Annotated in this window: 11 protein-coding genes and 1 pseudogene; 6 read left to right on the top strand and 6 right to left on the bottom strand. The window is 64.7% G+C overall.

Annotation, left to right across the window (positions count from 1 at the left end; translation table 11 throughout):
* Window positions 1–85: 85 nt before the first annotated feature.
* The 3 genes from PGN12_13960 to PGN12_13950 are packed head-to-tail and all read right to left on the bottom strand — an operon-like array spanning window position 86 to window position 2,953.
* Window positions 86–1,135, bottom strand: a complete 1,050-nt coding sequence (locus PGN12_13960; GenBank protein MEH3104995.1) for a prolyl oligopeptidase family serine peptidase — start codon at window positions 1,133–1,135, stop codon at window positions 86–88.
* A 13-nt stretch (window positions 1,136–1,148) separates the two neighbouring features.
* Window positions 1,149–1,721 (bottom strand): DUF1826 domain-containing protein, encoded by a 573-nt coding sequence (locus PGN12_13955; protein MEH3104994.1) that lies wholly within the window; start codon window positions 1,719–1,721, stop codon window positions 1,149–1,151.
* Window positions 1,718–2,953: a GTP-binding protein gene (locus PGN12_13950; protein MEH3104993.1), complete on the bottom strand. Its 1,236-nt coding sequence runs from the start codon at window positions 2,951–2,953 to the stop codon at window positions 1,718–1,720. Before PGN12_13950 ends, PGN12_13955 begins: the two co-directional genes overlap by 4 nt.
* A 150-nt stretch (window positions 2,954–3,103) precedes the next feature.
* Here PGN12_13950 and PGN12_13945 point away from each other — a divergent pair, with 150 nt between their 5' ends.
* Window positions 3,104–5,347: a TonB-dependent receptor gene (locus PGN12_13945; GenBank protein MEH3104992.1), complete on the top strand. Its 2,244-nt coding sequence runs from the start codon at window positions 3,104–3,106 to the stop codon at window positions 5,345–5,347.
* 207 nt (window positions 5,348–5,554) lie between these two features.
* Here the strand turns inward: PGN12_13945 and PGN12_13940 are convergent, their stop codons facing one another.
* Window positions 5,555–6,754 carry a glycoside hydrolase family 27 protein gene (locus tag PGN12_13940; GenBank protein MEH3104991.1) on the bottom strand — a complete coding sequence of 400 codons (1,200 nt, stop codon included), beginning with the start codon at window positions 6,752–6,754 and terminating at the stop codon, window positions 5,555–5,557.
* A gap of 352 nt (window positions 6,755–7,106) precedes the next feature.
* Between PGN12_13940 and PGN12_13935 the strand changes: the two genes are divergently transcribed.
* Window positions 7,107–9,893, top strand: a complete 2,787-nt coding sequence (locus tag PGN12_13935) for a TonB-dependent receptor (GenBank protein MEH3104990.1) — start codon at window positions 7,107–7,109, stop codon at window positions 9,891–9,893.
* 162 nt (window positions 9,894–10,055) lie between these two features.
* Here the strand turns inward: PGN12_13935 and PGN12_13930 are convergent, their stop codons facing one another.
* Window positions 10,056–12,947, bottom strand: coding sequence for a TonB-dependent receptor (locus tag PGN12_13930; protein MEH3104989.1), 2,892 nt, complete (start codon window positions 12,945–12,947; stop codon window positions 10,056–10,058).
* Window positions 12,948–13,299: 352 nt separating this feature from the next.
* Here PGN12_13930 and PGN12_13925 point away from each other — a divergent pair, with 352 nt between their 5' ends.
* The 4 genes from PGN12_13925 to PGN12_13910 all read left to right on the top strand — a co-directional run bounded on the left by PGN12_13925 (window position 13,300) and on the right by PGN12_13910 (window position 21,192).
* Window positions 13,300–15,927 carry a family 78 glycoside hydrolase catalytic domain gene (locus tag PGN12_13925; protein MEH3104988.1) on the top strand — a complete coding sequence of 876 codons (2,628 nt, stop codon included), beginning with the start codon at window positions 13,300–13,302 and terminating at the stop codon, window positions 15,925–15,927.
* A gap of 403 nt (window positions 15,928–16,330) precedes the next feature.
* Entirely contained in the window at window positions 16,331–17,269 is a 939-nt protein-coding gene (locus tag PGN12_13920; GenBank protein MEH3104987.1) for a ferritin-like domain-containing protein, read from the top strand.
* A 98-nt stretch (window positions 17,270–17,367) separates the two neighbouring features.
* Complete coding sequence (locus PGN12_13915) at window positions 17,368–18,318, top strand: ferritin-like domain-containing protein (GenBank protein ID MEH3104986.1); 951 nt, start codon at window positions 17,368–17,370, stop codon at window positions 18,316–18,318.
* 87 nt (window positions 18,319–18,405) lie between these two features.
* Window positions 18,406–21,192, top strand: a complete 2,787-nt coding sequence (locus PGN12_13910) for a TonB-dependent receptor (GenBank protein ID MEH3104985.1) — start codon at window positions 18,406–18,408, stop codon at window positions 21,190–21,192.
* 89 nt (window positions 21,193–21,281) lie between these two features.
* Here the strand turns inward: PGN12_13910 and PGN12_13905 are convergent.
* Window positions 21,282–22,097, bottom strand: a pseudogene (locus PGN12_13905) (rhamnose/proton symporter RhaT).
* Between the last annotated feature and the right edge of the window lie 13 nt (window positions 22,098–22,110).

Below are 22,110 nucleotides of genomic sequence, written 5' to 3'. Positions count from 1 at the left end.
AAATGATGCGGTGACCAAAGACGAGGGAAGCCGTCCACCCGTCCTCGTGGGGTCGGCTTCCCCGGCGGTCGGAACCGCTCCCGAACTACGGTCCGTCCGCCACCGGCACAGCGGCATTCATGGGCGGCGTCACGCGGTCGCGGACGTAGCGGTCGAACAAGCGGTCCATCTCCGCGCGGACGTCGACCATGTCCGCGATCAGGTCATGGCCGCCGCCTTCATAGATCTTGAGTCGATAGGATCGCTTCAGCCGCTGTAGCGCGGCCGCCATGCGCAAGGCGTCGGTCGGCTCGACGCGCGGATCGTCGCCGCCGTGGAGGATCAGGATCGCGGTGCCGGGCGAAAGCCGCTCGGGCCAATTGATCGGCGACCGCCGCGCCAACACGCCATCCTTGTCGCCGGCATAGCCGGGGATCACGTCGGGATAGACGTGGCGGTCGAACTCGGCGCGGCGGGCGGCGTGGACGAGATCGGTGGGACCGCCCTCGATCACCGCGGCGGCGATGCGGCGGCTCTTCGCCAGCGCGCCATAGGTGGTGAACCCGCCGCGGCTGAAGCCCCACATGCCGACGCGGGTAACGTCGGCGGTCGGCAGGGTCGCGGCGACGTCGATCAGCGCCAGCGCATCGTCGATGTCGCCGCCGCCCATGTCGGGTTTGCCTTCGCTGCCACCTTCGCCGCGAAAGGCCGAGGCAAGGACGACATAGCCGCGCTCGGCCAGCCGGCTCATCTCCAGTATGTCCGGGACGACGATCCGTCCCCATTCACCGACGCCGCCATGATTGAAGATCAGGACGGGGTGATGGCCGGGCGTGCGGGGTTCGAGCAGCAAGCCGCGAATCGCCAGCCCGCCGCTGCGATAGACGATGCGGCTGATCCCGATCGTCCTGCCCTGCGTCCATCGATTGAAATCGCCTTCGGGGTAGAGCGTGTCATAGCGCCGGGCCGCTTCCGCTCCGTCCGGCGTGCCGCCGACGAACGCCAGCCATTCCGCCCGCGTCGCGAAGGGGGTGCGCCAGGCTTCGCGCGAGACGACCGTTCCGTCGGCAAGGGCGGTAGGCGAGGGCGCGGCAATGGCGGGGCTAGCGACCGCCACGAGTATGATCGCCAGACAGCGGGTGAGCATCTTCAGCATGGTTCCCGCCCCCTTAGGCCGGATCGATAGCGAGAAGCAGGCGGCGCTCGCCGCTGGCGATGATCGGGGGCGAGCGGTGCAGCACCGCCGGCGGGTCGAGCAGCAGTCGGCCCTTGAACACCGCGACCGCGCCGGTCGGCACTTGGCCAATCGTGTCGGGATCGGCGACGCGCTGCCACTGGGTTCCGGGACCGACATAGGTGCACAGCATCCGTAGCGTGACGTAATCGGCGTGGAAGCGGCGGCAGGCGTCGGTTTCCACCACCTCCAGCTTCAGCGACAGGCGATCGGCATCGGTCAGTTCGGCATGGTGGTGGGCCAGCAGGACGATGTCGGCGGCGATCGCATCGACAACGGCCTCCGGGTATCCGGCGGCGCGCAGAAGATCATCCAGCGCGGCATTGGTGGCGATCTCGGCAACAACATCGTCGACCGCGTCGAGGTCGAGTAGCGTAAGTGCCGCGTGCAGCGCGGGAAGCGCGGGACGCTCCCATATCGCCAATGCGGTGTCTTCATGCCCGATGCCCTCCAGCACTTCCACCTGCGCGCCGACCGCCACGTCGCGCGCCATGGTGTCGAGGTTCATTCGGCGGCTTCCAGCTGCCGCTCACCCCATGCCGGGAACGGATCACGCAAGCCCGTCCATAGCATGGGCGTGAAGGCGCTGGCTGGGACGAGGCAGGCATCGAGCCGCGCGCGGATGCGCGCCTCATCCATGCCGATGCCGATGAATACCAGCTCCTGTCGCCGGTCGCCCCAGATCGCGTCCCAGTGCTTCGCCACGAAGTCTTCGAAGCGGCCGTCATCGGGCCATTGGTTCTTCGGGATGCTCGCCCACCAGCGGCCCATACGCGCGGTTTCGGTCTGGCTGCCCGCCACCGCCAGTTCGCCGACCCAGTCGGGCCGCGTCGCCAGCCAGAAATGCCCCTTGGCGCGGACGACATGGTCGAGGCCGCCATCCGTAAGAAAGGCATGGAACTTCGCCGGATCGAACGGTCGCTTTGCGCGATAGACGAAGCTCTCGATCCCGTATTCCTCGGTTTCGGGCTGATGATGGGCGTAGCCGTAGAGTTCCTTCGCCCACAAGGGATGGCGCGACGCCTTCTCCTCATCGAACAGCCCGGTGGCGAGGATGAGGTCGAGATCGACGCGGCCGTGATCGGCAGTAACGATCATCGCATCGGCGTTTAGGCTGGCGACCAGCTTCTTCACGATCACCAGCTGTTCCGCCGATACCGACGACGCCTTGTTGACGACGACCACATCGGCGAACTCGATCTGTTCGACCAGCAGGCCGACGAGGCTGCGCGTATCGTCCTCGCCCAGGGTTTCGCCGCGATCGGCCAGAAAGTCCTGACTGGAATAGTCGGCGAGCAGGTTGAGTGCGTCGACCACCGTCACCATCGTGTCGAGCCGGGCGACATCGCCCAGCGACACGCCCGCTTCGTCGCGGAAGGAGAAGGTGGTGGCGACGGGCAGCGGCTCGGAGATGCCCGTGCTCTCGATCACCAAATAGTCGAATCGCCCCGCCTCGGCGAGCGCACGGACCTCCGCCAGCAGGTCGTCGCGCAGCGTGCAGCAGATGCAGCCGTTGGTCATCTCGACCAGCGCCTCCTCCGACCGCGACAGCGCCGCCTCTCCGCCCCGGACGAGATCGGCGTCGATGTTCACCTCGGACATGTCGTTGACGATCACCGCGACGCGACGCCCCTCACGATTGGCGAGGATGTGGTTCAACAACGTCGTCTTCCCCGCCCCGAGGAAGCCGGACAGCACCGTCACCGGCAGGCGCGTATCGTGGATGAACTCGGGCACCATCACTTTCTCCATCTCTACATTGCAATGATATACTGTAACATCACGTTCGTCCAGTTGGTCGTTTTGGGTCAGGCGTGAAAGTCAGACACTTGAGTGATACAATATACCATCCCATAAGCCCGCCGAGTTTCAAGGGGGAATGAACGACCGATGGTCTCTGAATTGATCCTGCTGGCAGCTGCCGCAGGGACGAGCGCCGCATATCCGTTGGCCGAGAAGGTGCCGTCGACGATCGTCGTCGAAGGACAGCGTGCCGATATCGGCGACGTCAAGGGTGTGCCCGGCGCTGTCGGTGAGGCGATCGAAGGCGCGGAACTCGACCGCCGCAAGGCGGCGACGCCGGGCGAGACGCTGGCGCGTGTGCCGGGGGTCCACAACGATTATTTCGGTCCCGCGGTCGGTCGCCCGACGATACGTGGCCAGACCGGCGGGCGGGTCGCGACCCTGCTGGACGGCCTGCCGACCCGCGATGCGGCGGGCCTGGGCGCCGAACATGCCGCCGCGATCGAGCCGTTCCTCGCCGAGCGGATCGAGGTGCGAAAGGGCAGCGCCGCCGTCCCCTATGGCGGCGCGGCGATCGGCGGCGCGGTGAACCTCGTCGACGGCCGCATCCCCACGCTGCGGCATGACGGCGCACCGACCGGGCGGGCCGAGGTGCGCACTGGCGATAATGTCGGCGTGACGACGATGACGCGGCTCGACGGCGGGCATGGCGCGTTCGCGTGGCACCTCGACGGGCTGTATCGGTATCAGGGCGATCAAGCGATCCCCGGTCGCGCCAAGGCCGATACGTGCCGCAGCTGGAAGGCGCTCGTTTCTGCCGCGCCGCTGCAGGCGCTCTGCCAAGTCCGGCTGGCCAAACCGACCTATGTCTTGGATCCGACGCTCAAACGCTATGTCGACGCGACACCGGTATCGGGACAGGTCATCACCGCGCTCGACCCAATGGGCGATGCCGACGGACGGCTGCCCAATAGCGCGATCCGGACCGGCGCGGTGACGGCGGGCGGCAGCCTGATCGTCGATGGCGGTTTTCTGGGCCTGTCGATCGGCCGATACGACAACAGCTATGGCGTGCCCGGCTTTACGCTGATCACCGCGTCACGCACCGGCGGGAGCCCGATCGGCGTCAGCGTCGGCCAGACGCGCTTCGACCTGAAAGGCGCGCTCTACGACCCCCTGCCCGGTATCGCGACGGTGACGCTGCGTGCGGCGCATGTCCGTTCGCGCGACCGCGAACGCCTGCCCGATCGCGACTGGAGCCGCTTCGACGGCACCGGCGAGGAGGCGCGCATCGAGATCGCGCACCGACCGCTCGGCCCGCTCAGTGGCTCGATCGGCGGGCAGATCGCCGATCACGGCCTGCGTACCGCCGAGACGACCTCCTATCTGCCGAGCGTCGTCACCGCCGAACGCTCCGCCTTCCTGACCGAGCGGCTGACGCTGTCGCCGCTGATCCTGAATGGCGGCATCCGTTATGATCGGGTGCGCTACGACCTGGACGAAGCCAGCGTGCGGGCGGGGCGGGGGAAGGGCGCGGTCTACGCCCGCGATACCGACTTCCACCTGCTGAGCGGCGATGTCGGCGCACGCTTGTCACTGTTCAAGGTCCTCTACCTGAACGCACGCTGGTCCCATGCCGAACGGGCGCCGGGCGTCAACGAGCTTTACGCCAACGGCAATCACTTCTCGATCCTGACCGAGGAGCAGGGCGACGCGCGGTTGCGCAAGGAGCGGGCCGAGACGATCGAGGTCGGGGGTGGCATCGACGCGCGCTGGCTGACCGCCGCGGTGTCCGCCTATAGCACGACATTCTCGGACTATATCTATCTCGGCAACACCGGCGTGTCGCGGACCCTGCCGGTCCGCGAATGGCGACAGGGCGACACCCGCTTCCGTGGCATCGAGGGCGAGGCGACGATCCGCGCGACGACGGGCATCGGCCAATTAGCGCTGCATGGCTTTGGCGATTATGTGCAGGTCCGCCCGGTCTTTACCTTGCCCGACGGCTATAGCCCGTTTGCCAGCGGCGCGACGGCGGCGTTCGACCGACAATATTTCCGGCAGCGGCTCGACGGCGATTTTCTCCCGCGCACGCCAATGTCGCGTTATGGTGGCGATCTGGGCTGGGACAGCGGTACGCTCCGCTCGTCGGTCGGGGCCGTCCACTACCTCCGACAGGCGGATGTCGCCAAGAGCGAACCGGTATCCGACGGCTTCACGCTGGTCGACGCCCATGCCGCTTACCGCTTCGGAATGCAGGCCCGCTATGAGCTGTTCGTCGACGCGACCAACCTGCGCAATACGGAGGCGCGGCTGCACAATTCCTTCCTGCGACTGCGCGCGCCGCTGCCCGGCCGTGCGCTGGCCCTTGGGGTGCGAGCGATATTCTGATGGCGGGCTTCTCGGTCGCGCCTCGCGCGCTACCGAGGCCTGTCGAAATCGATTCCGGTCGTCACCGTGGCGGTTCTGCACAGCGCGGCGTTCGACAATCAGGCCTGCCGCAAGCGGTTTGCAGTCTCGCTTCTGATTGGTCGGGTGTCACTACCAGCATCAACCCGTATCTGGCATGGCAGATGGCGCAGAGTGCCCGTGGCTCCTTCAATGCGTTTTCTGCGGGCATAGCCTCAAGCGACGCCATCGTTCGTACTGCGTTGTACCGTCGCGCTTTCCTGGATAACCGTACACCGCCAAGCGGGCGGGCGCATCCTCGGGGCGCGCGGACCAGATCCGCGTGCCGTCCGCGATGAAATGCGGCTGGTTGCCGGTCGACGCCTGATTGACCGCCAGCACCGCGCGGTTGGTGAGCAACGCCAGCGTCGGGGCGTCGAGGTGGCGCAGGTCGCCGCCCATGATGAGCGGCGAGCGCGCGATCGACCACAGGGTCATCAACGTCCGCTGTTCGTCAGGCGTGAACTTCGTGTCGCGTTGGCCGAGCGCGAGCCGGCCGAGCGGCAGCATGTCGGCATCGGGCCACGCGCCGGGGCGGCGCCACGGGTTCCAGTTCTCGAGCCGCGTGAACTGCGCCTCCAGCATCCCCCAATCATCCCAGAAATCGTCGGAGATGCGCCACATCTGCGCATATTCGCGGACATGCCCGCCGCGGACCACCGGCGTCTCGCCGGGCGACAGGCTGAGCGTGATCGCGCGTCGGCTGTTGACGATCGCCTTGTGCGCGGCCTCGATCTCCGGCGCGTGTGCGTCATAGGGGCGGCTCATGTCGTCCATCTTGACGAAGTCGACGCCCCAATCGGCATAAAGGCGGAAGATACTGTCGTAATAGGCCTGCGCGCCCGGCTTCGTCATGTCGACGCCGTACATGTCGGGGTTCCACGAACAGATGCTGTTCTTGTCCGCGACATCGGCGGCGCGATAACGGGTGCCGAGGATCGGCAGGTTCTTCTCGACCGCCAGCCGCGGGATGCCGCGCATGACGTGGATGCCGAACTTCATGCCCATCGCATGAACGTCGGCGGCGAGCTTCGTGAAGCCCGATCCGTCCGCGCTGGACGGGAAGCGGTTCGGCGCCGGAATAACCCGGCCATAACCGTCCATCGCCGGCGTCGGCTTGGCATTGTAGGTGTAGCTCGACGCCTCGGGCTCGTACCACTGGATGTCGACGGTGAAGACGTCATAGCCGAACGGCAGCAACTTCGCGCGCATGATCGCGGCGGTTTCGCGCGCCTGCGCCTCGGTGATCGTCGTCGCGAAACTGTTCCAGCTGTTCCAGCCCATCGGAGGGCGCGGCGCCAGCAGCGTCGGCGTACCCGCGGCATGCGCGCCCGGCACGTTCGCCAGCATGGTGCCCCCGACCAAGATCGTTCCGGCAAGTGTCTAACGGCGGCTGATTTCCAGCTTATCCATTATTACGCTCCCCCTGGAAGTTGTCAGCTGCCGGACTGCAGATCATTGATTTATCCGACTACGTAAATGCGGAGTGATCGCCCAAAACAACTCAATACCGGGAAAAATAATCACTTTGCTATAATAAAGCAGTTGCTATAGGATATTAACCTATAAAAGTCCGACACATAAAATGACTATGTCGCCAAATAATGATGGGCAGCAACAGGAGGGGAAATATGAAGGCGGCATTGCATAATATAGTATAGCGGCATTGCTTGTCTGCGACGGGGTTCCTGCTCACGCACATTTGAACGCAAATGCTGTCGCTGAGACGGGAATACCGCTGGCAGACACGCCGCAACAGCCGCAAGCGCCATCGGAGGTCAGCAACCCCGACGACATCGTCGTCACCGGTATTCGCAGCAGTCTCCGCTCCTCCGTCGCGACCAAGCGCAACGCCGAAAACATCGTCGATTCCATCTCCGCCGAAGACACCGGCAAGTTCCCGGACAATAACGTAGCCGAATCGCTCCAGCGGATCACCGGCGTCGCGATCGACCGGTCGGGTGGTGAAGGACAGTTCATCACGGTTCGCGGTCTCGGCCCGGAGTTCAACACCGAGCTCGTCAACGGCCGCATCATGGCGACCGACAATGACGGACGCGAATTCTCGTTCGACGTCCTGTCGTCGAACATGATCCAGCGCACCGACGTCTATAAATCGTCGCTGCCGCAATTGCAGGAAGGCGGCATCGGCGCGACCGTCAACGTCGTCACCGCGCGACCGCTCGACGGCAAGTCGGGCCTGCACGTCGCGGCGGCGGCCGGCGGCATCTATGACGGACTTGCCAAGAAGCTGAGCCCGGACGTGTCGGGCGTCATCAGCTGGACGAACGAGGACAAGACGTTCGGCGCGTTGCTGTCGGCGTCCTATACTGACCGCAAGAGCCAGCGCGACTTCGTCGATCTCAACGGCTGGATCTACGGCCCGGAAGGGGTGATCAACGGTACGGCCAGTTCGACAGGGCTGGGTGCGTCGTCGCTCATCACGCGCGACGGCATCCACACCCCGCGCAACCTGAACTTCAACCGCGAAGCCAACGACCGCGAACGCATCAACCTGTCGGGCTCGATCCAGTCGCAGATCAACGACAACCTGCTGCTGACCGTCGACGGGCTCTATTCGCGATTCAACGTCACCAGCACGAACCGCTTCTTCGGCATCTTCTACACGCCGCGCTTCATCGGCGTGACCACCGATGCCAACGGCACCGTCACCGGCTTCAACCGCCCCGGTTCGCAGTTCCTCGCGGCGAATCCGGCGCTGACCGATCCGTCGTTGAAGGACGATCGCGTGACGCTGTCGCAGAACGACAACATCGTCACCGGGCAACAGCGCAAGACCGAGAGCTTCCAGATCGGGACCAACCTGGCCTGGGACGTCAGCGACCGGATTCAGCTGAAGTTCGACGCCTCCGCGACGCAGGCCACCCGCAACCAGCCGCGCTACTTCCTGGTCGTCGGCTCACTTGCGCAGACCTCGCCGCGGTTCGACCTCACGCCCGAGAATGATCTGCCGACCGCATCGAACCTCGGCCCGATCACCGACGCCAGCCTGATGCGGGCGCACTACGGCCTGAACGAATTCGTTCGCGTCAAGGACAAGGGCGTCGAACTCCACGCCGACGGCACGTACAAGATCGACAATGGAATCGTTAAATCGCTGATGTTCGGCGCCGCCTACAATCAGCGCCGCAAGACCCGCACATTGGCCGACAATTCGGACTCGGTCTGTACCTATTGCGGCTATGACGTGCCGATCCCGGCCAATCTGGTCACTCCCTACACGCTCGACGGATTCCTGTCCAAAGCGTCGGGCAGTGAGAACATCCCCAGGTCGTTCTTCACCTTCGACCCTGCGGCGGTGTTTGCCTACATCTCCCAACCCTCCGTGCTCGCGACGCCGCGGCAGGGACGTACCGCAGCGGAGCAGGCCGCCGAAGCGGCGCGCGTACAAGCGCTCGCGGGAGGGCCGTACGGCCTACGTAACCGCCCGGCACAGACGCTGGACGTGCAGGAGAAAGTCGTCGCCGGCTACGTCAATGCCAACTTCGGCGGCGACAATTGGTCGGGCAACGTCGGCGCGCGCTTCATCGACACGCGCGTCACCTCGCGCGGGTTCGGCCAGCAGGTGGTCAGCATCTTCGTCAATCCCGGTGACGACAATCTGAAATTCACCTTCGGTGCGCCGCAGGCGATCAAGGTGGACAATCATTATTCCGACCTCCTGCCGTCCGCGTACCTGAAATATGACCTGACGTCGCGGATGTTCCTGCGTGCCGCGGTGTCGAAGACCGTCACACGGCCGACGTTGACCTCGCTGGGCGTCGACAACAGCTATTCGGGGCGGATCACGGCGGCCACATCGGGCGGCGGCAACCCGCTGCTCAAGCCGTTCTGTTCGACTAACTACGATCTGTCCTACGAATATTATCTGAACGACATCAGCTATGTCAGCATGTCCGGCTTCTACAAGCAGGTCTCCGACTTCCTGGAGAGCCAGACCCTGCCTGTGGCGTTCGCGGGCTACACCTTCCAGGACACCCGTACTCGCAACGGCCAGAGCGGCTCGATCGCGGGTGTTGATATCGGCGGCCAATATGCGTTTGACAAATTGCCCGGCGCCCTCTCGGGCTTCGGCAATGCCGGCAATTACACCTATGTGACCAGCAGCGTGTCGCGCAGCTCCGGCACCAGCGACACGCAGTGTGGCTATAATGATCTGTTGCCGCATTCGGCCAACGGCAGCGTGTTCTACCAAAAGTTCGGCCTTCAGGCGCGCGTCTCGTACAGTTGGCGGTCGTCGTCCCTGCGCCAATGCTTCGGCGCGGCATCGCGGTCGGAAAACCGCGCCGCTTATGGCCAGCTGGACGCCAGCCTGGCCTATGACATCACACCTGAAGTTCAGGTCTATGCGCAGGGTGTGAACCTCACCAGCGCCTATGTTCACGATTATTCGGTGCTCGAGGAACGCTTCCTGCTGCTCCAGAACACCGGTGCCCGTTACCTGTTCGGTGTCCGGGCGCGCTTCTGACGCCTTCCCCTCCTGCCTCCCCGGCATCCACCGGGGAGGTTCTTTTGGCCGCAACTCGGCCGTCCGGGACACGCCTTCTCCTCATCGAACAACCTGTGGCGAGGACGAGGCCAAGATCGATCCCCCCGTGATTGTTGCCCCGACCGGCGACGATTGATCCGTTCAGAAGGCAACGCGGACGCCGACCTGATACGTCCGCCCGTCGAAGTCGGCGCGGCGGGGCATCAGCGGCGAATTCTGATATTCGATCCGCTCGGCATTGGTCAGGTTGAAGGCGTCCGCAGTCAGCGAGATGGTTTCCGAAATGTTGAGCGAGGCCGAAGCGTCCAGCTGCCCACGCTCCTTCACCTGCCGCGCCGCGCCGGCGAAGGTGCCGCCTGCGGGCAGATCATATTTGCTGCGGTAATTGTATGTCACGCGAACGCCGAACAGCTTGGTCTCGTAATAGCCGATCAGGTTCGCCGTATGTCGCGAGACGCCGGGCAGGATCGCATCGGTGCCGTTGCTCGCCCGGCCGCTGACGTCGGTGAACGAATAGTTGAACGCGCCGCCCAGCCCCGACAGCACGCCGGGCAGGAAGTCGAGGTTCTGCTGGATCGAGAATTCGATGCCGCGCACGGTGATCGGGCTGGCGGCGTTGGCGTTGCCCGAGACGATCACCTGCACCGGCTGCCCGTTGAACACCCGCGTCGTCGACTGACAGGTGTCGCCGACCAGTTGCAGCGGGCCGAGGCCGAACGACCCGCCGTTCGCCGGACACAGCTGCGACCGATCGGTGATCGGGCCGATCAGCCCGGAGATCCGCTTCTGGAACGCCGCGACCGAGATGTTGCCGCCCGGCCGGTTATAGAATTCCAGCGACACGTCGACCGAGTCCGCGGTGAACGGCTCGATCTCGGTATTGCCCAACGACACGTTATAGAGCGCGCCGCTGCCCGAGATCACCGTGGCGGGCGACACCTGCCGCGGTTGCGGGCGAACGAACGAGCGGTAATAGGCGCCGCGCAGGACCAGCTTGTCGGTCAGGTCCGCTGCGATCAACGCCGACGGCAGCCACTCGCCATAGTCCTGCGTTTGCCGGACCGTCGAGGGAACGCCCGCCAGATACTGGGTCGATATCGTTTCGCTGCGCGTGTGTTCATAGCGCAGGCCGACGTTGCCGCGCACCCGGATGCCGCCCAGCTGCGTCTCCAGCTTAGCCATGCCATAGGCCGAGATCACATCGTTGTTCAGCGCGAAATTGAGCTGCCCGACGCCGCCATCGGAGGTGTTGTTGATATAGCCGTTGGCGGTCAGCGTCTGGCCAGGGCCGACCGTTACCGGCTTGAGCGCCGCATTGGCGGCGGCGATGTCGATCACCTGCCAGTTGCGGTTGAACCCGTCGACCTTGCCGCCGAAGAAATTGTCATTGAACGGCGCCGGTACGATCAGCGCGGAACTGATGTTCTGGCTCTGCACGCCATAGACGGTCGAGCGATATTGCTGCGAACTGAATTCCGTCCGCTCGGCGCGCACGCCGGCCTGGAAGCTCTTGATGATGTCGCTGGAAAAATAGCGTTCGATGTCCGACTGGCCGGCATAAAGGCGGTTCGTCGCGATCCCTTCGCTACCCGCCACGATGAACACGTCGCCCTGCGGGTTGCGCAGCTCGTTCGCGCTGATCGTCGTCCACGGCCCCGGCGTGAAGGTCAGCGCCGGACTGGGCGAGACGGTCGCGAGGAAGTCGCTGATGTTGGCGCCGCCCGAGGCGATCGATCCGCTGGTTCCATTGCCGGCGTCGCTGGGCAGCTTGCGATAGTCGAACTGCGTCTGGACCACCGAGTTGCGCGCATTGGAGAAGGAGAAGGTGGTCAGCAGCCGCCAGTCGTCATCCTTATAGCCGACGTCGCCATAAAGCCCGAGCGCGCGGACCATCGACGGCTCCGACCGGCTCGATCCGAACACGCGGGCGTTCCGATAATCGTATTTGTTGATGTAGGTGTTGCCATCGGCCAGCTTGAACGTGTCGCCGGTCGGATTGACCACCGTCTGGCCGGCGCGCATGTCATATTCGCTCAGCAAAGTCGTTGCGTCGCGATAATTGCGCTGCGTGTAGATGCCGTTCAGGCCGAAGGTTAGCCTGTCGGTCGCCGCCCATTCCGCGCCCGACGCGATTGTGTAGCGATCACCCTTGTTGGTCTTGGTGAACTGACGCACGTCGGAAGGAAAGAGTACGTTGCCGGTGCCGTAACGCGTCGCATAATCGGGCGTCGTCGTCTTCGATAGCGGCGTATATTGGTTGAAGCTGATCGAATCGCGGCGAAAATTCTGCTGCGACCACGCACCCGTCACATAGAAGCCGAGCGTGTCGTCCAGAAAATGTTTCGACCAGGACGCGCTGCCCGCCGGGTTGAACGTCTTCGTCGTCTCTTCATATACGCCCATGAGCTTGGCGGAGAGGGCGCCGTCCTTGCGCGCCAGCGCGCGCTGCGTCTGGAGGTCGACATTGCCGCTGATCCCGCCCGGCTGGTCGGCGGCCGACGGCGACTTGATGATGACGAACGCGCTGAACACGTCGGATTCGAACGCGCCGAGCGGGCTCGAGCCGTCCAGCACCGGATCGGCGAACGCATTGCCGTTGAACGTCGTGCGCGCATAGGTGCCGGGCAGGCCACGCAGGTTGATCGTCGCATCACGGCTGTCCGCCTCGCGGTTGATCTGGACGCCGGGGATGCGCTGCAACGCTTCGCCGACGTTCAGATCCGGGAACCGACCGATGCCGTCGGCCGAAATGCCGTCGGTCACGCCGACCGCTTCGCGCTTCGTGGCCAGCGCATTGGCATAGCTCTGGCGGATGCCGGTGACGATGATGTCGCCGGCCGCGTTGGCGTCCGCCTGCGAAGTGGCGTTCGCGTCCACGCCTTGCGGATCGGTGTCACGCACCGGGGCAGGGGTGCGATCGGACTGCGATGTCACGGAATCGGAGCGATCGATCGACTGGGTCTGCGCGCCCGCCGGCGCGGCGACTGCCATCAGCGAAACTGCCGCAAGCCACGTACCACGACGCTTCATCATCGATTCCCCTCCATGTCACCCCGCTGCCCGATCCCGCCCCGGGGGTTGCAGCTGTGTAATTTCATTTATTGAAACAAGATATCCACATATGAGATTCTCTGCAATAGGGAACGGAGAAGGGCGGAATGTCCGGATGAAAGAGGTGGTTGGCGGTGGATGGGTCACGATCGAACACTCCGGCGGTCCGGCCCTGGCCGCTCACCCGCGACGAATCGCACGCGTCGGGACAGGCAAGTGTGTTCCATATCGTGACGAGTTGTGCGATAGAGTGAAAAGATAGCGGGGGACGGGCGATGTCGATGACGGGCAGCAGGCGATCGGCCACCAGCGCGCCGACGGTTATCGAACCGGCATGCTAAGCCGGCGCGAACTGATCGCCGCGGCTGGCGGCGCTGCCGCTCTTCCGCTCGCCGGCGCCGCCCGCGCCGGCTCCGGCGGCGAAGCCCCGGAAGGGCTGCTGGTCGATCTGCGGGAGGAGCCGGCGGGCATCCTTCCGGAAGCGGCCCGGCTTAGCTGGACTGCGCCCGCCGGCACCCGCGGCGTCCAGACCGGCTGGCAGGTTCAGGCCGCCACGTCTCGCCGCCGCCTGCTCAACGACCAACCCGACCGGGATACCGGCCGGATTGCGGAGCGTGCGACCACAAGCGTCATCATGCCCTTTCCGATCGTGGCGCGAGGACATCATACCTTCTGGCGCGTGCGAAGCTGGGACGAGGCAGGTCGTGCCTCGCAATGGAGCGCGCCGCAGCGCCTGATCGGTGCCGCCCCTGAAACCTGGGCGGCGCGACCGGTCTGGACGCCCACGCCCGGCGACTGGCTGCTGGCCCGCCTCGCCTTCGACGTGCCCGGCGACGTCGAGGCGGCGTGGCTCCACGTCACTGCCGCCTCGCCCGAACCGGCGCGCCAATATGTCTTTCGCCTGACGCTCAACGGCACGTTCGTCGGCGTCGGCCCGGTGCGCTCCTACGATCCCGTCGCGGAACTGCGGTACGCCACCTTCGACCTGACCGATCGGCTTCGCCCCGGTGCCAACGTCCTCGGCGCGCTGTGCTACGCGACGGAGGGGCACGCGTTTCTCGCGCAACTCACCATCGTGCGCACCAGTGGCGAACGGATCGTCATCGGCACCGGACCGGATACGGGCTGGCGCGTCGCGACGGGTGATCGCTGGCGACCCGCTTCCGGCAGCACGGGTGGCGGCTATTATGCCGCGCCGCAGGAATTCATCAACGCCCGCGCGGAGCCGGTCGGATGGGATCGCCTCGGCTTCGATGCCCGCGGTTGGGCCGCCCCCGCGTCCGCGACGCTGGGCCTTGCCCTGCAACCCGAGCGTGTCGATCCGGTCGTCGAGACTTCTGTCAAACCGCTGGCGAGGCGCCTCGCGCCGGGTCGCTGGCTCTTCGACATGCAGCGCGAGATCGTCGGCGGCGTCCGCCTGTCGATCGTCGGAACCGCCGGCCAGACCGTCGAGCTCCGCCTTGGCGAGGAACGTGGCGAGGACGGAGGTGCCCGTTACAAGCTGCGCGCGTCGCAGCAATATCGCGAGGTCTGGACGCTCCGCGATGGCCCGCAGTCCCTGCAACATTGGGGCTATCGTGCCTTTCGGTGGGTCGAGGTGCTGACCGACCCCGCGCTCGACCTGACCGACGCGGTCACGGGATGTCGCCTGGCGTTGCCGTGGCGCGACGACGATGCCGCCTTCACCAGCTCCGACGCCGATCTCGACCGTGTCTGGGCGATGTGTCGCTATTCGATCGAGGCGCTTCGGCTCGATCTGTATCAGGACACGCCCACGCGCGAGCGCGGCCCGTATGAGGGCGATGCGATCGTCAATCAGCTGTCAGAATTCGCGACGCAGCGTAGCTATGGCTTGGCGCGCTATGCGACCGGCTATCTCGCGCGACGCCCGACATGGCCGACCGAATACCGGATGCAGACGCCGGTGCTCGCGTGGCGCGACTATATGGCGACCGGCGATCCGGCCGTACTGTCCGAGAATTATGCGGCGATGGTCGCCCGCTTTCTGCCCGACCGCATCAATGCGGAGGGACTGGTCGAGAAGGACCCGGGTGCATCGAGCCAGGCCGAGGGCGATCTGGTCGACTGGCCCGTCGCCAATCGTGACGGCTATGTCTTCACGCGCGTCAACACGGTGGTCAATTGCTGGCAATATGCTGCGCTCGTCGCGCTGGCGAATATTGCGGATGTGGTGGGGCGGACGGGGGATCGCACCCGCTTTGCCGGGCAGGCCGGTCGGTTGCGCGAGGCGATCAATGCGCGGCTTCTGGCTCCGGACGGCAGCTATGCGGACGGGATCGGGGCCGATCATCGTTCACAACATGCCACCGCCTTTGCGGTCGCGCTTGGCGTGGTGCCCGACAGCCACCGGCTCGCCGCCGGCCGGGTGCTGGCCGCGCAAGGAATGCGGATGAGCGTCTATGGGGCGCAATTCTTGCTGGAGGCGCTGTTCCAGGCCGGGCAGCCGCGCGCTGCCCTGGCATTGATGACCAGTCGCACACGCTTCTCGTGGTTGCATATGATCGACGACCTCGGGGCGACGATCGCGATGGAGGCCTGGGATCCGGCGATCAAGCCGAACACCACGTTCAGCCACGCATGGGGCAGCGCGCCCGCCAATATCGTCGCGCGGTTCATCGCCGGGGTGGAAATGACCGCTCCCGGTGCAGCCGCGCTGCGTATCCGTCCGGAACCCGCCGGACTCTCCCGCTTTACCGCGCATATTCCGACGATCCGCGGGCCGGTGCTGGTCGAATATGCCGGCGACAAGGTGTCCATACGGGCGCCAGCCAACGTCGATGCCACGGTCGAACTGTCGACGGGCCTGCTTGCCGGTGCCGATCCCGCCCGCCTGTCCATCGTCGGCGCGAGCGGGCGGGAGATCATGAGGGATGGCGGCGTAGCGGCGCGACTCGGCGGCGAACGCGTGCTGACGGCCGTGCTTCGATCTCCGGCGCGCTGAGCAGCCGTGCCGAATGGGGAAGCCGGCCACACGCCGGGCAACGCGGAAAGGTTCGTCCGACATGATGCCGGTTTCAAGACATTTGGAGTCGGTTCCGCGACACCCGGTGCGTTCGAGCAATTTCCTCAGTTTGTGCCAAGCACGGCCCCTGTTTTCAGACGAATGGTGCATGGCAGGTGCTTGCGGAAAGATGATGCGCCCGGCTTCCGACGCACTTTGCTGGCCTTCCGCAACACGGCCACGAGATCGTTCGCATCAGCTTTAGAGTCTTTCGAGTGCAGAATTCTGACGCTAAAATAACGTCTTAGACGACACTTGGGGCAAAATTAAATATATTATACAACAAACTTGTCATATAAATTAGTTTGCGTTACCGTTCTCTCCGTAAACAGGGAGAGGGGGCATGATGGACACGATCACATCCGATCGTCGCGGTGCATTACGCGCGGCGCTGAGTATTGGTGTGGCTTCGTCGCTAATTGCGATGACTGCGCAGGGTGCGCAGGCCCAATCGTCAGGCGATATCGACGCGCTGAACTTTGTGCTCAACGTCGAGTATCTGAATGCGCAATTTCTAACTTATGTGACGACTGGACAGGGACTGGCGACCTCCTCGCTGGCGGGCGCCACGGATCCAGGTACCGTCAAGCCCGGGCGGAAGGTCACCTTCTCGGATACGATGCTATCCTCGATCGTCACGGAGATGGCGGCCGACAATCGCGCGCATTTCAATCCCATCAAGACCGTGATCGGCGCACTGGCGATCTCGCAACCGGCGCTCGATCTGTCGGCGGATGCGACCGGCGCGTTTTCGGTCGCCATGCAGCGGGCGGGCCTGGTCGGTAGTGGCGCCGCCTTCGATCCCTATGCTTCGGAAGAGAATTTCCTCTATGCAGCGTTCCTGCTGAAGGGGATCAGCGTCTCTGCCTATCGCGGCCTGCTGGCCACGGCATCAAACCGGGTGGTGGCGGCGCTGCTGGCCGGCATCCTCGCTACCGAGAGCTATCATCACGCCACCATCCGCTCGTTCCTGTACAGCCGTGGTGCCAAGGTGGCGCGGCTGCGCGACAATGCGGCGGCGATCGCGGCGATGTGCCAGAAGCTGGCGGGTGGCGGATTGTTCACGGGCGTCGCGCCGACGTCGCGGAAATACGAGGCTGCCAACGGCCCGGTGACGATCACGGTCGCCAATATCACGCCGACGGACGGCGATGGTGACGTTCCGGGACGTACGCCGCAGCAGTTGCTGCGCATTCTCTATCAGTCCTCCGGGCAGGCGACGAGCGGGGGCTTTTTCCCGGCCGGCGTAAACGGCTCCATCCGCAGCAGCACCGCCGCCTGAGCGGCGCTTTCAAGGAACCAGGAACCATGAACAATCGTGTATCCGGTGACACCGGAGGCTCCCCCGCGTCCGTCCTCGGTCGGCGTCGGGTGCTCGGCATGGCTGCCGCGATCGGCGGCATGGCGACGCTCGTCGGTTGCGGCAGCGAAGATTCGCCGCTCGCGGGAACCCCGACGCCCACGCCCAGCGGATCGCCGACGCCCACGCCGACGCCCACCCCCACGCCGACCCTCACCAGCGTAAGCGACAATGACCTGCTCAACCTGTCGCTGCAGATCGCGTATCTTCAGGCGCAATTCTACTCGATCGCCGTCCTGGGCGTGCCGCTGCCGGCCGCGCTGACGTCGGGCACGGGAACGGCGGGCACCGCGACGGGCGCGCGGCAGGCCACGATCGCGGACAGCGTTCTGGGCGAAATGCTGGCCGAGATCGCGCTGGGCAAGATCGCCCAGGTCACCCGCTTGCGCGCGGCGCTGGGCGGTGCGGCGACGGCGGCGCCGGCCATCGACCTGGCGACGACGGATACCGGCGTCTTCACCGTCTTTGCCCGCAATGCGGGAGTGGTCAAGGCGCCGGCGCTGTTCGACGTCTACGCCGACCAGAACCTGCTGTTGCAGGGCGCCTTCATCCTCGAGGATGTCGCGGTCAACGCGCTGAAGGGCCATTTGCAGATGGTGCAGGCCGGTGCGACCACCGGTCTGATCGGCGGATTGCTGTCGGCCGCCGCGCATCACGCGGCGGTGGTGCGCAGCCAGATCTATCTGCGCGACGGCGCTACCGGCACGACGCTTCGGCTCGCGAGCTTGCGGCTCAGCGACTGGCGCGACCAGTTTGCGCCGTCGGACGACGATCAGGGCGTGACGGCCGGATCGGTCAAGACGCCCGGCACGGTCGCGAACATCGTGCCGACCGACAGCGAAGGCGTCGTCTTCGCGCGGCTGCCGCAGCTGACGCTCAACACCGTCTACGCGCGCCGGACGAGGGGCGAGGGCGGCGGCTTTTTTCCCGCCGGCGTCAACGGCGCGATCCGCAGCAGCATCGATACCTGACCGCACAGCGCCGCGAAGGCGCGCAACGGGCTGGATCAACAGGGGGGCAGCGCGGCTGCCGGACAAGACGATAGGGGAGTTTTGACGATGCGGAGCAATCTGATCGTGCGGGTGTCGGCGCTCGCGCTCATCGTGGCAGGGGCGGCGGCGGATGCCGCGGCGCAGAGCGTGTCGCCATCATCGGGGCATACCGAGAAGAAGCGTGTCAAGGACAAGAAGGCCAAAAGCGCGCCGCAGAGCCAGGTCGACGACGATCCCAACACCATCCAGGTCGTCGGCGTCCGCAACAGCCTGAGCGCCGCGCGGCACGAGAAGCGCAATGCGGCTCAGATCGTCGACGTCGTCAAGGCCGAGGACGTCGGCAAGCTGCCCAACAACACGGTGGCCGATGTCGTGTCGCTCATCCCGGGCATCCAGGTCACGCGCGACGAGGGCGGCATCGCGCCGCCGAGCGGGAACGGCATCCAGCTGCGCGGTCTGGGCGACATCCAGACATCGGTGAACGGCGTTCCCATCACCAATTCACTCGACCGCACCGGCGCCTTCCAGCAATTGCCCGCCGATCTGGTCAAGAGCGTCGAGGTATACAAGACGCGCACCGCCGATCAGCCGGAGGGCAGCGGCGCCGGAACAATCAACGTGACCCTGCGCCGTCCGACCGATTTCCGGCTCGGCTTCTCCGGGACGGTGATCGGACAGGCCCGCTACGTTCAGCAGGCCGGCAAGGTCAATCAAAACTATACCGGCATCCTCAACTACAATGCCGATACGTCGATCGGTAAGGTCGGCGTGCTGCTCAACGTCACCTACAATGCCAATCCGTTCCTCGAATCACGGGCGTTGAACGATAGCGCCACGACCCTGTCGCCGCGGCAGGTCGTCGGATCGCAGCTTACGCCGTTCCCCCTGATCGGGCCGTATCAGGCAGCGTTCACCTATGTCACCGGGCATCGTGACACGATCGCCTATTCGGGGGCCGTGCAATGGAAGCCGGAGGATAACGTCAGCCTCGTCCTCGAGGGCAGCTACACGCATGTCGACTGGCAACGCAACACGGCGCAGCTCTACGTGCCCGTCCTGTCGAGCGCCAACAACACCGCGCCAGCCCTGAGCAACATCAAGTTGGTCCCGGGAACGAACCGCCTGGCGTCGGTGACCGTGTCGCCGGTCACCCAGTTCGGTCCGATTACGTCACCCTACAATAACCCGAACGACAGCCTCGTCGGCCAGTTGAGCGGTGTGTGGGATACGCCACGGTTCACGCTGAAAACCGCGATTTCCGTTTCGCAGTCCATCAACACGCTGCAAGACCGGAACATCCGCAATCGCTTCGTCAACCGGCCGGAATTCGACATCGAATTTGCGAGCGATAAATTCCGCTATCCCATGATGAACGCGAACTTTCGCAACGTCGATCTGCTCGATCCGAAGCAATATCGCTTTGCGCAGTTCGACGAATCGATCCGGACCAACAACAACGTCACGGCCGCCGGCCAGAGCGACCTGACGCTGAGAACCTTCTGGGACAGTCTCGACTGGCTTCAGGTCGGCATGCGTTGGGAGCAGAAGCGGTACAAGCGCCGGGTGCGCGCGCGCAGTTTCGGGAATCTGTTGATCCCGGCAAGCGATATGCCCGAAGGTTTTCAGAATCTAATCCCGATCGCGGAGGGTTTTCGTGGTACGGGCGTGCAGAACAACGCGCGCTGGCTGAGTTATGATTTCGACACCGTCACTGCCGCCATGCCGGCGCTCTATGATTTCCTGTGGAAGAAGTCCGCCGATTTCCAGACGCCGCTTCCGCCTCTGAGCCAGAGCGATTTCTTCGACGGGAAGGAATATACCTTTTCGAGCTACGGCCAACTTCATTATGCCATCAAGGTCCTGTTCCCGATCGACGGCGTAATGGGCGTGCGAATTTCCAATACCGATGTGCAGATGCGATCTTTCCAACGGCGTCGGCAACCCGGCGTGGTCAACGGTGCCAATGCGACCGTCCTGAACATCGCGCCGATCGTAGGGCACGGCAATTATCTCTCCGTCCTGCCCAGCCTCAACGCGATCGTGCACTTTGCCGATCCGGTGCAGCTGCGCTTGGGATATACTCAGGATTTCCGACGGCCCTCGTTGTTCTCCATGTCGTCGAGCATCGACGTTTATGACGCGAACGAATATGCGAGCGCAGGCAACCCTGATCTCAAGCCCGAGCGCTCGACGAAATATGACGCATCGCTCGAATTCTATTTCGGCAAGACGGGTTTGATTACCATCGCCCCCTTCTACTGGAAGCTGAAGGGAGCGATCACGAACTTCTACATTCAGGAGCAGCTTTACGCCGATGCGGGCCTTTACGACGTGTTGCGGCCCTACAACGCCGGCAAGGGTTATCGACGCGGGTTCGAGGTGCAGGGGCAGACATTCTTCTCCTTCCTGCCGGGGATCATGAAGAGCTTCGGTGTACAGGCAAACTACACCTACACCGATTCGAAGCTCGAATGGGACAAGGTCCCCGGTGCGGAAAACGATCCGCCGTCCAGCACGCCGCTCACCAATACCGCCAAGAACGTCTTCAATCTGGTCGGATTGTTCGAGCGGGATGGATTGAACGCACGACTGTCGTACAACTGGCGCGGGAAGATATTGACCGGGATCCAATACCCGCTCTACCTGTCGCAATATATGCTGCCGGTCGACTGGATGGATGCGGCCGTCAATTACGAGTTCAAGAATGGTCCATTCAAGGGATTGATCCTGAGCGGCCAGGTCTCGAATATCATGGCAAGCACCCGGAGGACGTTCTACGGCTTCCCCGATCAGCCCCGCGAAGTCATCTATCAGTCGCGGACCTACGGTGGCAGCGTGCGGTACAAGTTCTGATCGATCCAATTCCTGATCTGACGATCGGCCCCATCGCCTTGTGTGGTGGGGCCTTAGGATGGATCGACGGGGCGAGGGCAGCAGGACATCAGCGCGGCGAGCAGGTAGTTGCGGGCCAGCGCCGGGCGCTCCCTCGTCGCGGCGGCGCGCCCGAGCCATTGCCCGCCCGAGCGGTTGCGCAGGATCAACGCCGCGCACCACAAGGCGTTGGTGACGAGGCCGCCGAGCATGACGAGGCACAGCACCGGCAACCCCGTCCACAATGGCCGCGTTCCGGCCGCTGCGGACAAGGCCCTGACCGGCTCGCCCGCCGCCAGCCCGAACGCGAAGCACGAGGACATGACCCCCGAGAAGATCGCGATGCCGATCCCCTTGCGGAAAGCGAACTCCGCGACGGCCGCTTCCTTCGCGACATCGTCCAGCGCCGCATTCTTTCGCGCACCCGCCGCGGCCACCACGACGATCCCGGCGAGCGTCGCCGCCAGCCCGAGCAGGATGATCCGCCCGCTGGCCGTGCCGAGCAACCTGCCGGCGAAATCGCCCGCGACGATCGGCGGGATCAGCGTGCCGAACACCGTGCACAGCCCCAATACCACCGCTATCCCGAGCGACAGGCCCAGATAGCGCATCGTCAGTCTGTAGGTCAGCCCGCCGAAGCCCCATAGCGCACCGAACAGCATGTACAGGCCCGCGGTCGACGCCGGCACCCGTGCGAGCACCCCGAAAAGATCGTGCGTCATCACCAGCGCGAACAGCCATGGCGCGAACAGCCAGGAAAACAGCCCGCCGGTCAGCCACAGCACTTCCCAGTTCCACCCCCGCACCCCGCGATACGGGACGTAGAAGCTGGCCGAGGACAGTCCGCCCAGCCAGTGGTAGAAGACTCCGATCAGGGGATTCGACATGAGGTCCTCCGCG

Origin of the sequence: Sphingomonas phyllosphaerae (genome assembly GCA_036946405.1) — a bacterium.
In the GTDB taxonomy this organism is placed as follows: domain Bacteria; phylum Pseudomonadota; class Alphaproteobacteria; order Sphingomonadales; family Sphingomonadaceae; genus Sphingomonas; species Sphingomonas phyllosphaerae_D.
Note: the sequence above shows the minus strand (reverse complement) of the source record. Positions and strands in the feature narration are given on the sequence as shown.